Origin of the sequence: Blautia sp. OF09-25XD (assembly GCF_003482095.1) — a bacterium.
Classification (GTDB): domain Bacteria; phylum Bacillota; class Clostridia; order Lachnospirales; family Lachnospiraceae; genus Fusicatenibacter; species Fusicatenibacter saccharivorans.
In genome coordinates, this window is the sequence record NZ_QUMG01000001.1 from 132,716 (window position 1) to 149,375 (window position 16,660).

Here is a 16,660-nt window from a genome sequence, read left to right on the forward strand (position 1 = left end):
GTGTGGTTTTTCTTTGCCATTTTTTATCCATGCGGGAATGACTTGAAATTTACATCAGAGAAGGGTTGTGATCGTATGGGACATACAGATTATGTCCATATGGATTTTCTGCTGATTTTGCGGCGATAAAGAAAAATCAGAACAGAAAGGCAGAAAAGACTATGAAGACAGAAATGAATACCGTAAAAGTAAGAAAAACAGAGGAACTCGAAGCAGAGCAGTTAGGAGCACACATCGGCGAAATCGTGCGGCTGCATGGAAGCATTTACAAAATCCGAAAAATGAGCTCATTTGCATTTGTGCTGCTTCGGACGAAACGGCAGATGGTACAGTGCGTGTACGAGCCGGCGTATGCCCGGTTTGCATTGGAGGAATTAAAAGAAGAGGCGTGTGTCCGGTTTACCGCGGAGGTGATCCGTGAAGAGCGTTCCAGAAGCGGGTATGACCTGCATCTGTTAGACGTGGAAATCCTCTCCGAGCCGGAAGAAGTACCGCCGGTTGTCATCAACCAGAAGCGGGTCAACACTTCCATCGAGAACCTGCTGGACTATCGCCCAATTACGCTGCGCAACGAAAAAGAGCGCGCGATTTTCCAGATCCAGGCAAAGATCTGTCAGGCGTTCCGCGAATTTCTGGATGGACAGCACTTCACCGAAATCCACACACCGAAGCTCGTAGCGGCGGGAGCCGAGGGCGGAGCTAATATCTTCTCTTTGTCGTATTTCGGCGAACAGGCATATCTGGCGCAGAGCCCGCAGTTTTACAAGCAGATGATGGTCGGCGTCTTCGAGCGTGTCTACGAGATCGCACCGGTCTTCCGGGCGGAGAAGCACGACACGGCGCGTCATCTGAACGAATATACAAGCGTGGACTTTGAGATGGGCTATATCGAGAATTTTGAGGACATCATGGCGATGGAGCAGGAAATGCTGCGGTACACATTTGGACGGCTGCAGGAGACATGCGGAGCGGAGCTTTCGCTTTAAAAGCAGAGGTGCCGGTGATCACGGAGATTCCGAGAATCCGTTTTTCCGAGGCGAAAGAGCTGGTGAGCCGCGTATACAAAAGAGCCTTTTCGGAGAAACTGGACTTTGAACCGGAGGAGGAAAAACTGCTGTGCGAATACGTGAAGAAAACGACAGGCAGTGACTTCGTATTTGTGACACATTATCCAAGCGCCAAGCGCCCGTTCTACGCGATGGACAGCAGAGAAAACCCGGCAGAGACGGAAAGCTTTGACCTTCTGTTCCGCGGCCTTGAAGTGACGACCGGCGGCCAGCGCATCCACAATTACCGGGAGCAGGTGGAAAAGATCGAAAGCCGCGGCATGCATGTGGAAGCGTTTGAGAGCTATCTAATGATGCACCGCTGCGGCATGCCTCCGCACGGCGGTCTCGGTCTTGGGCTGGAGCGGTTTACGGCACGGCTTCTCGGATTTGAAAATGTGCGGAACGCATCCCTGTTTCCAAGAGACATTCACCGTCTGATTCCGTAAACCAGAAGAGTGTAAAAAACTCCGGCGAAGCTGTGGCGCAGATCCACGGGCTTAGCCGGAGTTTCATAAGATTTCCCTCCCTTTTGAAAGATAGCGTAACCGTTTGGATATTTCTATTATACACCAGGGGAGTGAAAATGACAAATTGTTTATTGCAGATAGGATTGCTGTATAAAAGTCAGAATTTTTGCAGAAATGAGCCTTGTAAAGCGTCCGAAAATAGGCTATACTAAACAAGGTTTGGCTGCCGGCAGAATCTGGCAGTATCGGCAAATATTGGAAAAAAGAAAGACGGGAGTTTCCCGGTTTGAGGATAGGAAAATATGAAATTATATGACATTTCCGGAGAGCAGTTTTCCGCAATGGACGCGCCGCGTCATCTGATGACGGAGGAAGGAACGGCGCAGACGACGCTCGATCGGTCACTTGGCATCTGTCAGGTGGCGGAGCTTGAGGGAAAAGTGACAAGAGAAGTGCTCGAGGAGGTCATGGAAGAGGACTGTGAACGTCTTCTGATCCGCGGCGATGCGCAGATTACACGCGATGGGGCAGATTACCTGGCAGAGAAAAAATTGGTGCTGCTCGGTGTGGAGCAGGAAACTGTCGGAAATGAGACATCGGGGAATGATGTTCATCAGCAGCTGCTGAAAAAGGTACGGTGATTGTCGAAAATCTGAATCTGGAGAAAGTGACCTCGGGTCATTATTTTCTTGTGGCTGCTCCGGTCAAAAAGAAACACCAGTACGGCGGACCGATCCGCGCGGTTCTGATCGAAAATTAGAAAATGCTTTGTGTGAATCTGAAAATGCAATGTAAAATATAACGGAAAGAGAAAAACAGGAAAAAGTGTTCCCTTGTGGGACACTTTTTTTGATGTGTCCAAAACGAGGGAATTTTGGGTTGTATTTTCCAAATATGGAGAATATAATGGGAAAAAGCCAGGATGTGGTATTCAAAACCAGATCAATTCCGGGCGAAAATATTAAACTATTACAAAGGAGATCGTGAACAATGGATGCAAAAATGAAAGTAGAAAGAGCCGCTGCAGGCGCTGCGATCGATGGTGTTTTAAAATATGTGAATCACGGAGACGACAGAACAAAAGCGCTGTTGAATCTGACGGATTTTGTACAGAAATTTACCGGAAATATGTTTGCGGAGAAAACCTTCGACAACATCCGCACCATGCTGCAGAATCCGGACAACAAATGGGTACAGTATGTCAACCGCGGACTGGACGAGCTGGATCCGCAGGTGATCAAAATGACTGCTTTGAACCTGGGATTCCAGGCAGCTTTCGTCGGAACGAAACAGATCCGTATGAACCGTGAAAAATACAACTGCAACATCCCATGGACGATGCTGATGGACCCGACAAGTGCCTGTAACCTGCACTGCACCGGATGCTGGGCAGCAGAATACGGCCACAAGCTGAATCTTTCCTATGAGAAACTTTCTGATATCATAAGCCAGGGAAAAGAGCTGGGAACCTACTTCTACATGTTCACCGGCGGCGAACCGCTTGTGCGCAAAAAAGACATCCTGCGTCTGGCAGAAGAGCATCATGACTGTGAATTCCACTGCTTCACCAATGGAACCCTGATCGACGAGGAGTTCTGTGAGGCGGTTCAGAAGCTCGGCAATATCTCCTTCTCCCTGTCTCTGGAAGGCTTCGAGGAGGTCAACGACGGACGCCGCGGCGAGGGTATTTTCGATAAAGTTCTGGCAGCCATGGATCTGATGAAAAAACACGGTCTGCTTTTTGGTACTTCCATCTGCTACACAAGAGCAAACCTCGAGACCGTTACAAGTGACGAGTTCCTGGATCTTTTGATCGAGCACGGATGCCGTTACAGCTGGTATTTCCACTTCATGCCGGTCGGCATGGACGCTGCACCGGAGCTGATGCCGACGGTTGAGCAGAGAAAATATATCTATCACAGACTGCGTGAGATCCGTTCCGATAAGAGCGACAAACAGATCTTTGTTATGGACTTCCAGAACGACGGTGAGTTCGTCGGAGGCTGTATCGCAGGAGGAAGAAACTACTGCCATATCAATGCAAACGGCGATGTGGAGCCGTGTGTTTTCATCCATTACTCCGGCGCCAACATCAACGAAGTTTCCCTGATCGAAGCACTGCAGCAGCCGCTGTTCCAGGCATACCGCGATGGACAGCCGTTCAACCGCAACCACCTGCGCCCATGTCCGATGCTCGAAAATCCGGAACTGCTGCGTGAGATGGTAGAGAAGACCGGCGCGAAGTCAACCGACCTGCAGTCTCCGGAGAGCGCAGAGCATCTGTGCGGAAAATGTGACCTGTATGCTGCTGAGTGGAAAAAAGCCGCAGACGAGCTGTGGGCAGAGAATCCGCATCACAAACAGAGATATGAGAACTATAAGAAAGAGAACCTGGACGAGGAGGCAAAAGCTTCCACAGAGGAAATTCTTTCCGGAATCCGCGGATAATGCGATGCATGAACTGAATCAATGACAGAAATAAGACGCCGGGAAACGGGATAAAGCCTGTTTTCCGGTGTCTTTATGTTTCAATTCAATTCAATCTATAGCAAGACCCGAAAATAATGCAAAAAAGGCAGTGCTGCAGAGCGCGAATTTTTTGCATTATTTTCGGGGATTACTATAAGTCCGACAGGTCTTGCAGAAAAAAGGCAGATCCCGTATACTGGTAGAAGCAAAAAGATATTTTAACGACAGAGAGGATTAAAAAATAGAAGATGAACGATTCATTTTTACAGGAACAGGGCGTGAGCGGGGCGTTAATTGAGAGCGTGCGGAGATTCCGCGAGAGCTATCCGGTGGCGGAGGGCTTAGAGAACCGCATGAGTACGCCGGAAATCCCGTTTTTTGGAAAAGAGATTCTGGAGATGGCAATTGCCGCGCTGCTGCAGGGCGAAAATCTGCTGCTGACCGGCGAGAAGGCAACGGGAAAAAACGTGCTGGCAGAGACACTGGCGTATGTTTTCGGAAGACCGACGTACAACGTTTCCTTCCATGTAAACACAGGAAGTGCCGAGCTGATCGGAACCGATACGTTCCAGAACCAGGAGGTCACACTCCGGAAGGGCAGCATTTACCGCTGTGCAGAGGAAGGCGGTTTTGGCATTCTCGATGAGATCAACATGGCGAAAAACGATGCAGTCAGTGTTCTTCACGCCGCGCTCGACTACCGCCGCATTATCGATGTGCCGGGCTACGATAAAATTCCGCTTCACCCGGCGGCGCGGATGATCGGAACGATGAACTACGGCTATGCGGGAACGAGAGAGCTGAACGAGGCGCTGGTGTCCCGCTTTCTGGTGATTGACATGCCGTCGCTTACGGAAGAGACACTGTTTTATCTGATGCAGTCAAAATTCCCGGATCTGAAACCGGCGGCACGCGATGCGCTGGCCGGTCTTTACCTCGATCTGCAGAAAAAGGCAAAACAGGCGGAAATCACCACGCGTGCGCTCGACCTCCGCGGCCTGTTCGGAGCGATCGGTACGATGCGCCAGGGGCTGTCCCCGTATCTTGCGGTGCAGATCGGCATTGTCAATAAATGCTTTGACCTGTTTGAAAAAGAGATCGTGCGGGATGTTGTGCGCACGCGGATTCCGGAAGAGTGGACGCCGCAGGATATTTTTTAGAGGAAATACGTATGGTGACAGAGGAAACATTAAAAACGCATGAGATGGAGCTGGAGAGCCGGATCCGCAATCTCGTCTGGACCGTCAGCGGCGACTACACGCTGAAGCTGAACCCGGACGTGGAGCGGTATGCGAAAGAGCCGGATACGGTGCTGTACGATACGATCCGCCAGGGTGCCTTTTCGTGTTACTTTGATCGGGAAGCCTACAGCCTGTATCTGGTGAAGAAGGTTTACAGCGGCGCAGCGGAGGGAGAACTGATGATGCTCGCCCAGCTGGTGACGGAGGAGGCCGTATCGAAGCGGCTCGAAAGCGAGCGCCCCGGTGTCAAGGGCTTTCGAAGGAGAGCAGCGGAGGAAATACTGGACCACTCGTTTGAATCTTTATCCAAAAATGAGACAGGGCGCCTGAAACTGGAGTATCTGCGCGGAAGAAGAGAGGAGGACGAGGAAAAAAGCCCTTCATACTCGGGGAAAACGCGGGAGTGGATGGAGCTGCTGAAGCACGCATCCGAAACAGCGGATACAATGGAACTGATCCGGGTGACGGACGAGCTGTACAATAAGGTCGTCGATCCCGCATTTGTGAAAAAGCACGGTGATCTTGCCTCGGTTCTTGCGGTAACGATCGAGGAGCTCACCGAGTATTCCTGGAAGGATTTCATTTCGGAGGAACTGTACGAGGACGGGCTCGAGACATATCTGGAGCGAGTTTCGCTTGATATGACAAATTTCACATCAAAAGAGGCGGAAGAGAAGAAAGAAAAAACAGCGGGAAGCGATACCAAAAAGGTCGTTGTCGTTGATGAGAAAGCGCTGGCACGGATGTATCAGTACATTCAGCGCAATTACGGAAAAACGTGGCTCTCGGAGAGTGAGGAGAAAAGCCGGAATTACCAGCTCTGCCGCGGCATCCACAGCGACTGCAGCCTCTATTACACGGAGGGTGTGCTGAAAAATCCGGTCGGAAAGTATTATCAGCTCTCCTACGCGCAGAAGCAGAAGGATAAAAACCTTCATGCCTATTACGACCAGCACCGCGCGGTGCGGCAGAACATTTCGCTGCTGTATCAGGAACTGAAAAAAGCGATGCTGCTGCAGGAGGACCAGTCGTTTGCAGATGCAGACCACGGAATTTTACAGCCCGCGCGGATGTGGAAGGTGGGACGGAGTCAGAATGCGGATCTGTTCCGGCTGGAGCAGCGGCGGAATTCGCTGGATTTTGTCGTGGATATTCTCGTGGATGCGAGCGGTTCCCAGCGGCCGCGCCAGGAGAATGTGACACTGCAGACGTACATTCTGGCGGAGACCTTAAGCCGCCTGCACATCCCGTTCCGCGTGATGAGCTTCTGTACGTTCTGGGATTACACGATTCTGCACCGGATGCGCGATTACGACGATCCGCGGGAGAAGAACAGCAATATTTTTGAGTATATTACATCATCAAACAACCGCGACGGGCTTGCTGTCAAGGCGGCGGGGATGGATCTTTTAAAACGCCAGGAGGACCGGAAGCTGCTGATCCTCTTAAGCGACGGAAAGCCGTACGATGTGCTGGTGAACCGGCCGAATGCGAGAAATCCAAAGCCGTACCGGGATGACTATGCGCTGCATGACACGGCAACTGAGGTGCGGCGCCTTAGGCAGCAGGGTGTCTCGGTGCTTGGGGTCTTTGTAGGCGAGGAGACGGAGCTTATGGCGGAGCAGAAGATTTTCGGCAAGGATTTCGCATATGCGCGCGACATCCGCAACTTTTCCCATATGGTGGGAAGCTATTTAAGAAGAAAAATCGAAGAATAAACGAGCGGAATGCTCCGGGCGGAAAGTGGAAAACTTTTATCCGGAGCATTTTTTTCAAATTTTTTTACGCAAACAGGTTGACATTTCCCACAAAACCTCCTAGAATGTTCTATAGCGAACTGTTTAATATGAAACAGTTATCTATAGAACAGTTGCTTATAGAACAGTCCTTGTTCAAACAGTTTTATAAAGAACAGATGGGGACGGCAGCAAAGGGGAAAGGAGGAAAAAAGCAGCGTGTGTTGTAAAAAAAGAAAAATCGGCCACGAACTGCGGACGCTGGACAATATGATGTCACGGAACCTGATGGCAGCCGCCAGAGAGCGGGGGGTCGATGAACTGACCGCCATGCACGGATGGATTTTAGGGTATCTGTGCCGGAACGAAGACAAAGATATTTTCCAGAAGGATATCGAGGCGGAGTTTAAGATCTGTCGGTCCACCGTGACGAATATTTTAAAGCTCATGGAGAAAAAGGGCTACATCCGACGGGAGTCCGTTCCCTATGATGCACGTCTGAAGAAACTGGTGCTGACCGATATCGGAAGAGAGCTTCACGAGAAGACGAAAGATATGATCGATATTCTGGAAGAACAGACAATTGAAGGAATTGCAAAAGAAGATCTCGATACCTTCTACCGTGTCATCGACCAGCTCAAAAGCAATGTAAAAAATATGTTAGGAGAGACATCATGTTAAAAACACTTGGAGCACAGGTAAAAGAGTTTAAAAAAGCCTCCATTGCCACTCCGCTTTTCATGATTCTGGAAGTTATCATGGAGATGATCATTCCTCTTATGATGGCATCCATTATCGATGATGGTGTAGAAAAAGGCGATCTCCATCACATCTACGTGGTGGGAGCGTTCATGGTGGCAGCAGCAGCCATCGGTCTGTTTGCCGGTATCATGGGCGGAAAATATGGAGCAAAAGCGTCTGCCGGATTTGCAAGAAATCTGCGTCAGGCCATGTTTGAAAACATTCAGGAATATTCATTTTCGAATATCGACAAATTCAGCACCGCAGGTCTTGTCACCCGCCTGACGACAGACGTCACCAACCTGCAGAATGCCTATCAGATGATTCTTCGTATGTGCATGCGTGCACCGTCGAGCATGATTATCGCGATGATTATGTCGTTTTATATCAATGCACGTCTTGCAAGCGTTTATCTGGTAGCCATTCTTATCCTCGGAACGTGTCTGTTTTTGATCATGCGTTCCGCGATGAAATATTTCGATCAGGCATTTCCGAAGTACGATGAGCTGAATGCGAGCGTACAGGAAAACGTATCCGCCATCCGCGTAGTAAAAGCGTATGTGCGTGAGGATCATGAAACAAGTAAGTTCCACAAAGCAGCAGAGAACATCTACAAAATTTTCTGTAAAGCAGAGGAAAACCTTTCCTTCAACGCGCCGCTGATGCAGCTTACCGTTTACAGCTGTATTCTTCTGATCAGCTGGCTCGGTGCGAAGATGATCGTCGGAAGCAGCCTGACAACAGGAGAGCTGATGAGCCTTCTGACCTACTGCATGAACATTTTGATGAGCCTCATGATGCTTTCGATGGTATTCGTTATGATCACGATGAGCCTTGCGAGTGCGCGCCGTATTACCGAGGTTCTGAATGAGAAGAGCGATCTCGACAATCCGGAGAATCCGGACTTTGATATTCCGGACGGAAGCATTACCTTCGATCACGTCTACTTCAACTACAAAAAGGGAGCAGGCGAGCCGGTTCTTTCGGATATCAACCTTTCGATCAAATCCGGTGAGACCATCGGTATCATCGGCGGAACCGGAAGTGCGAAGACGAGTCTTGTCAACCTGATCAGCCGTCTGTACGATGTCACGGAAGGCTCCATCAAAGTCGGCGGAAAGGATGTCCGTTCCTACGATATGGAAACTCTGCGAAATGAAGTAGCCGTTGTTTTACAGAAAAATGTGCTGTTTTCCGGTACCATTCTCGACAATCTTCGCTGGGGTGATAAAAATGCTTCGGAAGAAGAGTGCAAGCGTGTCTGCCGTCTTGCCTGCGCTGATGAATTTATCGACCGGATGCCGGAGGGCTACAACACCTACATCGAGCAGGGCGGATCCAACGTATCCGGCGGCCAGAAACAGCGCCTCTGTATCGCACGAGCGCTGCTGAAAAAACCAAAGGTGCTGATTCTGGATGACAGTACAAGTGCTGTCGATACCGCAACCGATGCAAAAATCCGGAAGGCATTCCTGACCGAGATTCCTGAAACGACAAAGCTGATCATTGCACAGCGTATTTCCAGTGTGCAGGACGCAGACCGTATCATTGTCATGGAGAACGGAAAAGTAAATGGTTTTGGAAGCCATGAGGAATTACTGAAAACCAATGAAATTTACCGGGAAGTATATGAGTCTCAGACCGGTGGCGGCGGAGACTTTGACGAAAAGAGAGGTGAGTAAGGAATGGCAGAGAGAGTACAGCAGGTAAAGGGGCCGGGCGCAAGACCTCCAAGAGGGGTGAAACCGCAGGTCAAGAATCCGATGAAGATCTTTACCAGAATTATGAAATATGCATTAAAGGATTATACCGTACATTGCATCGCTGTTGTCATTGCGATTTTTGTCAACGTCCTGGCAAACGTACAGGGAACGATGTTTATGAAAACGCTGATTGACGCTATATCACGCCGATGCTGACCCAGCCGGATCCGGATTTTGGCCCGCTGCTCCACGCAATTTTGCGGGTGGCCGGATTTTACGGGATCGGTATTGTGGCTGCGTTCATTCAGAACCGTACCATGATTTATGTGTCCCAGGGAACCCTGCGGAATCTGAGAAATGATCTGTTCGGCAATATGGAAAAGCTGCCAATCAAATATTTTGATACGCATGCGCACGGCGATATTATGTCGATTTATACAAATGATATTGATACTCTGCGCCAGATGATCAGTCAGAGTATCCCGCAGATCATCAACAGTGCAATCACGATTGTCAGTGTCTTTGTCAGTATGCTGATTCTGAACATCCCGCTGACGATTACAACGCTGGTTATGGTATCTATCATGCTGGGAGTGACAAAAAAGGTGGCCGGATTTTCCGGAAATTTCTTTGTAAAACAGCAGAGGGATCTTGGTAAAGTCAACGGCTTTATCGAAGAGATGATGGATGGCCAGAAGGTTGTCAAGGTATTCTGTCATGAAGAGGAGAATATCGAAAAATTCAAAGAAATTAATAACAATCTGTATGAGAGTGCTTACAATGCCAATGCGTTTGCGAATGTCATCGGACCGATCAATGCACAGCTTGGAAATATGAGCTATGTTGTCTGTGCGATTGTCGGCGGTGCACTTGCCCTTGGCAATGTCGGTGGCTTTACGCTCGGTGGTCTGGCAAGCTTTCTGACCTTCAACAAGAGTTTTAACATGCCGATCAACCAGGTCAGCCAGCAGTTGAACGCAATCGTTATGGCACTTGCAGGAGCCGAACGTATTTTCCGCCTGATGGATGAAGAGCCGGAGCTGGACGAGGGGTATGTAACGCTTGTCAATGCGAAGGAAGAAAACGGAAAACTCACCGAGACGAAAGAGCGTACCGGAAAATGGGCATGGAGCATACGCACCAGGCAGATGGATCTGTGGATTACCGCGAGCTGCAGGGCCGTGTGGTATTCGAACATGTTGATTTCGGCTATAACCCGGATAAAATCGTTCTGCACGATGTATCACTGTTTGCGGAGCCGGGTCAGAAGATCGCGTTTGTCGGTTCCACCGGAGCCGGAAAAACAACCATTACCAATCTGATCAACCGTTTTTATGATATTCAGAAAGGTAAGATCCGTTACGATGAGATCAATATTGGAAAGATCAAAAAAGACGATCTGAGAAGATCGCTTGGCATTGTTTTGCAGGATACACATCTGTTTACGGGAACGGTAAGAGAAAATATTGCCTTCGGAAAGCTCGATGCGACGGAGGATGAGGTTGTAGCAGCAGCAAAACTGGCGAATGCGCACGGGTTCATTATGCGTCTGCCGCAGGGCTATGACACAATGCTGACCGGAGACGGTGCGAATCTGTCCCAGGGTCAGCGGCAGCTTCTTGCGATCGCGCGTGCAGCCATTGCGGATCCGCCGGTACTGATTCTCGATGAGGCGACAAGCTCCATTGATACCCGTACCGAGCGCATTGTTCAGGATGGTATGGATAAGCTGATGAGCGGAAGAACAACCTTTGTTATCGCACATCGTCTGTCTACCGTACGAAACGCCGATTGTATCATGGTTCTTGAGCAGGGACAAATTATTGAGCGCGGTACCCATGATCAGCTGATGGAACAGAAAGGAAAATATTATCAGTTGTATACCGGAAATCAGGTTTCTGCATAGCAGAAAAAACGGAAAAAGTAAGTCCCGCACGACAGAAAATAAAAATCTGTCTGTGCGGGATTTTTTTGTGAAGCAGCGGCTGGTTTTATGTGCGAGTAGCGAAGCGGATTGCGAATATCCGATTCGAAACGATGATTGCGAGTGATACAGTAAGTTCCCACAGGTTTTTGGGTCTTGAAAAAGACAGCGGGATTTTATAAAATAGAAGAAGCGTTTGAATATATGCAAAGGAGAAAAACTATGGAATACCTGAATACAGCGCAGGAGCTGCTCGATTTTATCATGCGGTGCAAAAGCCCGTTTCATGTGGTAAAAGAAGCCAGTGATCTGCTGAACGAAAATGGATATACAAAACTGGAGGAGACAAAAGAATGGAGTCTCGTTCCGGGCGGAAAATATTATGTGACGAGAAATGAATCCTCGGTGATTGCGTTCCAGATCCCGGAGAGCGCATTTTCCAGCTACCAGATCATCGCAAGCCACAGCGACTGTCCGACGTTTAAAGTAAAGGGAGAGGACCCATTCGTGACGGATGGTCATTATACCCGCCTGAACGTGGAGGGCTACGGCGGAATGATCCGTTCCCCATGGTTTGACCGTCCGCTTTCCCTGGCGGGCCGCATGGTGGTACGTGACGGAAACAGCGTGAAATCCGTGCTGGTTGATGCCGGACGAGATCTGGTGACGATCCCGAATTTGCCGATTCATCTGAACCGCGACATCAACAACGGAATCAAATACAGTGTGCAGACCGACATGCTCCCGATTCTCGGTGATGAGACAGCGAAAGATCATTTCTATGAGCTGTTTCTGCCGGATACGGCAAAAGAGGACATCCTCTCGATGGAACTTTATCTGTACAACCGCGTGGAGGGCTCTATCTGGGGCGCCAGCAAAGAATTTCTGTCCAGCGGCCGCCTCGACGATCTGCAGAGCGCATTCGGTTCCTTAAAAGGATTCCTTGCCGCAAAAGCGACAGGTCAGGTTAATGTCTGCGCAATCTTTGACAACGAGGAAGTCGGAAGCCTTACCAAACAGGGCGCAGATTCGTCGTTCCTGACTGAGACCCTGCAGCACATCAACGCAGCGTGCGGAAAAGATACGATCGCTTACCACAGAGATCTTGCGGGAAGCTTTATGGTTTCTGCCGATAATGCACATGCGTTCCATCCGGCGCATGCGGAGAAATACGATCCGAAGAGCCGCGTCTACATGAACGGCGGCGTTGTCATCAAACAGAGTGCAAACCAGAAATACACGACCGATGCTGTTTCGGAAGCCGTAACAAAGATGATTTGCGAGAAGGCCGGCGTACCGTGCCAGGTATTCGCAAACCACGCCGACATTCCGGGCGGAAGCACGCTCGGCGCAATTCTGAACTCTCTTGTCTCGGTGACAAGCGTGGATATCGGAATGGCTCAGCTTGCGATGCATTCCCCGTATGAGACGGCAGGCGCCAAAGATACTGCTTATCTGGTGCAGTTCGCAAAGACCTTCTATGAGACGACACTGGTGCGGACAGAGCATGGATTTTTTCTGGAAGAAAAATAAAAGTTTAAGATAGAAAAAAGCGGCCGGCGGGACTTTTGAAAAGCCTCTGCCGGCCGCTTTTTGCGTACTTGCAAAGTGTGTTTTAAGGATCAGATTATTCTGTCCGGAGTGCCGTAACCGGATCGCTTTTTGCCGCTTTCTTCGACGGAATCAGACCGCCGATCAGGGTCAGAACGACGCTGAGTGCAATCAGAACAAGCGCCGGGACGAGCGGAAGAGAAGCACTGACCTTCGTCGTATCCGCCAGATGGTGGATCAGAAGGTTGCCCGGAATCATCAGAAGCAGCGAGAGCCCGATGCCGATCAGTCCTGCACAGAGTCCGATGATGAAGGTTTCGGCATTGAAGACCTGCGAAATATTGCGTTTCGAAGCACCGATCGCGCGCAGGATACCGATCTCTTTCTTGCGTTCCAGAACACTGATATAGGTGATGACGCCGATCATAATCGAGGAAACCACAAGGGAAATGCCGACAAAAGCGATCAGCACGTAGCTGATGATGTTGACGATATCCGTGACGGAGGACATCAGAGTGCCGACCATATCGGTGTACGAGATTACCTGCTCGTTTTTGCCTTCTTTTTCCATCGTGTCATTGTAACCGTCGAGGATGGAGACAACGTGTTCCTTGCTCTCAAAGTTTTTCGGGTAAATGCTGATCGAAGAAGGTTCGTCAAAATCAGCGTAGCCCAGTTTCTGCAGATTGCCCTCATAGGTGGAAGAGCCGGAAGAACTAAGAGAAGCGAAGAGCTCTTTCATATCATCCTCAGTCATATTCATCTGGAAGGCACTTGCAAAGGCATCGGTGTCAATCTTCATGGCATCGCCCATCGAATCCTGAAGAGAATTACCGACCTGCGTCATGGCGCGCTCCATCTCGGACTGAATTGCAGAGGCCATCTGCGTCATCATCTGTTCCATCGCGGAAGTGATCTGTGTCTGCAGAACCGAGGCGACAGAAGCGGAGTAGCTTCCCATAACGCCTGCCATGTAGTTTGTGAGCGCAGAAGAAACCTGGGACTGCAGTCCGTCGAGATCGACGATTTTTGTGATACCGCTGTTCAGCCGCTGCTGGCCGTCCGCCGTGTTCAGATAGGCGATAAAGTGCTGGCCCATCTCCGTCGGATCCGGCAGGCCGTTCTCCTTCACGTAAGCGAGATAACCGTTGGAAAGCTCCGTCGCAAGCGCAGTGAGCTGGTCGGATGTAATTTCGATATTGCCGTTGTTCTGCATCACCTCGGAAATCCAGTCGTTGATGATCTGAACAGCTTCTTCGGTCTGCAGATACTCCGCAAGATAAGCATCAAACTGTTCCGGGTCGGTGTAGCCCATCTTGATCAGGTATGCCTGATACCCTTTGAAGATCCGCTGAATGAGTTCCTGGATCTGTTCCTGTGTAATGGAAACACCGCCGCCTGCAATGATGGTCTGGATGTGGCGCCGCAGGATTTCCTGTGCTTCCGTGGAATTGATGTAGGAGACGAAATCCTCCTGTAAATGGGAATAATCCGCCTCCGGGTGCTCCGAGGCGTAGCCCTGATAGCCCTCCATGAGGCTGGAAGCCAGTTCCTGCATGCCGTCTTCACTGACATTGAGAGTAAGCCCGGATAAAATCTGGCCAAGATCAAGCTGCGGCAGTCCGTCGAAATTAAGAGAGATCTGACTGAGGTCAATCGCACCCGCGAGATCCATGCTGCTTCCGGCGTCCGCAAAGGCACTGGAAAAATCAAGGTTCATGGAATCACCGGAAAAAGCACCGGAGAGTGCGGAATCGTCGAACTGGAAAGCGTTCTGCAGCTTGTCCTCATCGACAGTGATAAAGGAATCCATATCAAGACCGCTGTTCTGATCCACGGTGCCGAATTCCTGATTCGTAAAGACATCGATGGAGGAGTCCGCCATCTGCTGTTTCACAATCTCGGATTTCTTTGCTTCCTCCACAACGTGGCGGGTCAGCGATGCCGGGTAATTGATGCCGGCGGTCAGGGCAGAGGCGGCAGAGTCAGGGGACGGCTGGACAATACCGGTGATTGTGAGCTTTTCGCCGTTGGCAACGAGCTTTTTCATATAGTCTTCGTTGTCGCTTTTATCTTTCCAGACCTGATACTGACTGTCGTATTCGTAGCAGTCGGCGCTGTTCACAAGACGGAACGTGGTGCCGAGGATATCATCGTAGGAATACGTGCCGATGGAGGAAGGGGTCTCGACGGTTTCTTCATTTAAAAACTGGCGGACCATCTCATCCAGCTCGAGTGCATCGCGGAGCCCCAGGGTGTAGAGCAGAAAATCACTCATTCCGCCGTCGGAAGTGAGGACAAGCACACATTCGTTATAGTTTTCCGGCCAGTGTCCGGCTTTTAAGTCGTACTGGTTCTCGTACAGGGAAGCGGTGTCCGGCATCTCGTAAAAGACGTTGGTGCTCATCATGGATGACATGATGCTGTTGGAGCTTGCGCCAAGGCCGAGCGAGCGGAACGACTGGTCCGGGTGCACCTGGCGGATGGAATCGCCGTTTTCGCGGTAGATCTGCGGCGTGACGGAGTAGGAATATTCGATGGCATTTGTGTAGTCGGAAATGCCGTCCGCACCGCCGTCAAGGTACTTTTTCAGGGAAGCGAGATCGTTGGAGTTCATGGTGGAGAACATGTTGGTCACGACTTCCTGGACTTTGATTTCATTCTTTTTGCCGGAATCTTTTGAGTCTTTGCCGGCATTCTGTGAGCCGACCATCATCGAAGTGAGGTCAAAGCCGGTGCTCTGGATCTGAAGAGGATATTCGGAGAGAGTTTCCTCTTCCATATTCTGAATATACTCGTTGACACCAGAGGAGAGTGCCAGAATCAGTGCAATGCCGATGATGCCGATTGAGCCGGCAAACGAGGTGAGCAAGGTCCGCGCTTTCTTGGTGCGCAGGTTATTAAAACTTAAGGAGAGCGCCGTCAGAAAGGACATCGACGATTTGCCCATGTTTTTGTGTTTGGGCGGAAGCAGGGTTTCGGAATCCGGCTCAAACGGGTTCGTGTCGGAGCAGATCACACCGTCACGCAGGGTGACGATCCGGTTGGCGTAAAGCTCGGCGAGCTCCGGATTGTGTGTGACCATGACGACAAGGCGTTCTTTGGCAACTTCCTGCAGCAGGTCCATGACCTGAATACTGGTGTCGGAATCGAGCGCGCCGGTCGGCTCATCGGCAAGCAGAATTTCCGGATCATTGACAAGAGCGCGGGCGATGGCGACACGCTGCATCTGACCGCCGGACATCTGGCTCGGCCGCTTGTGGAGCTGTTTTCCAAGACCGACCTTTTCAAGTGCCGCGATTGCTTTTTTGCGCCGCACCTCTTTGGAAACACCGGAAATGGTAAGCGCCAGCTCTACGTTTGCAAGGATGGTCTGGTGCGGGATCAGGTTGTAGCTCTGGAAGACAAAGCCGATCGTGTGGTTCCGGTAGGATCCCAGTCGCGGTCCTTATACTTTTTCGTGGAAATGCCGTTGATGATCAGATCGCCGCTGTCGTAGCGGTCGAGGCCGCCGATGATATTCAGAAGCGTCGTCTTTCCGGAACCGCTCGGCCCTAAAATAGCGACAAACTCGTTGTCGCGCAAATTTAAGGACACATCGTCGAGCGCTTTCTGTACCAGCGTCCCGGTCCGGTATTCTTTTTTGATATGCTGAATCTGTAGCATGAAAGGGTAACTCCTTCTGTGATTAATATGTGAACAGTTGTCCTTTATTCTACAACGAAATACGGGAAAAGTCCCGGGCTTTAGAAAAATTTAAGAAAAGTTTATCGACAGAA

General features: G+C 50.2%; 8 protein-coding genes and 3 pseudogenes. 10 read left to right on the top strand and 1 reads right to left on the bottom strand.

The genetic code is table 11. The annotated features are described in order from the left end of the window. The first annotated feature begins 173 nt into the window (after window positions 1-173). From aspS to DXA93_RS00715, 10 genes and pseudogenes are all read left to right on the top strand, one after another. Window positions 174-1,495, top strand: a pseudogene (gene aspS, locus DXA93_RS20380) (aspartate--tRNA(Asn) ligase). Window positions 1,496-1,818: 323 nt separating this feature from the next. Continuing rightward, window positions 1,819-2,157: a hypothetical protein gene (locus tag DXA93_RS00680; RefSeq protein WP_117812861.1), complete on the top strand. Its 339-nt coding sequence runs from the start codon at window positions 1,819-1,821 to the stop codon at window positions 2,155-2,157. Then, window positions 2,154-2,276: a hypothetical protein gene (locus DXA93_RS18865; RefSeq protein WP_256372628.1), complete on the top strand. Its 123-nt coding sequence runs from the start codon at window positions 2,154-2,156 to the stop codon at window positions 2,274-2,276. The genes DXA93_RS00680 and DXA93_RS18865 overlap by 4 nt, the downstream gene beginning before the upstream one ends. 230 nt (window positions 2,277-2,506) lie before the next feature. Further along, window positions 2,507-3,964: a radical SAM protein gene (locus tag DXA93_RS00685; RefSeq protein ID WP_055226489.1), complete on the top strand. Its 1,458-nt coding sequence runs from the start codon at window positions 2,507-2,509 to the stop codon at window positions 3,962-3,964. Window positions 3,965-4,233: 269 nt separating this feature from the next. Beyond that, window positions 4,234-5,145, top strand: coding sequence for an AAA family ATPase (locus DXA93_RS00690; RefSeq protein ID WP_119198148.1), 912 nt, complete (start codon window positions 4,234-4,236; stop codon window positions 5,143-5,145). 11 nt (window positions 5,146-5,156) lie between these two features. Continuing rightward, entirely contained in the window at window positions 5,157-6,944 is a 1,788-nt protein-coding gene (locus DXA93_RS00695) for a cobaltochelatase CobT-related protein (RefSeq protein ID WP_119198149.1), read from the top strand. Window positions 6,945-7,181: 237 nt separating this feature from the next. Beyond that, window positions 7,182-7,643, top strand: a complete 462-nt coding sequence (locus DXA93_RS00700; protein ID WP_243109118.1) for a MarR family winged helix-turn-helix transcriptional regulator — start codon at window positions 7,182-7,184, stop codon at window positions 7,641-7,643. Next, window positions 7,637-9,385: an ABC transporter ATP-binding protein gene (locus tag DXA93_RS00705; RefSeq protein ID WP_022463287.1), complete on the top strand. Its 1,749-nt coding sequence runs from the start codon at window positions 7,637-7,639 to the stop codon at window positions 9,383-9,385. Before DXA93_RS00700 ends, DXA93_RS00705 begins: the two co-directional genes overlap by 7 nt. An 81-nt stretch (window positions 9,386-9,466) precedes the next feature. Next, window positions 9,467-11,312 (top strand): annotated as a pseudogene (locus DXA93_RS20385) (ABC transporter ATP-binding protein). A gap of 240 nt (window positions 11,313-11,552) precedes the next feature. After that, entirely contained in the window at window positions 11,553-12,863 is a 1,311-nt protein-coding gene (locus DXA93_RS00715; protein ID WP_119198150.1) for a M18 family aminopeptidase, read from the top strand. Window positions 12,864-12,957: 94 nt separating this feature from the next. On the opposite strand, the pseudogene DXA93_RS00720 reads toward DXA93_RS00715, so the two are convergent. Further along, window positions 12,958-16,547, bottom strand: a pseudogene (locus DXA93_RS00720) (ABC transporter ATP-binding protein/permease). Window positions 16,548-16,660 lie beyond the last annotated feature (113 nt).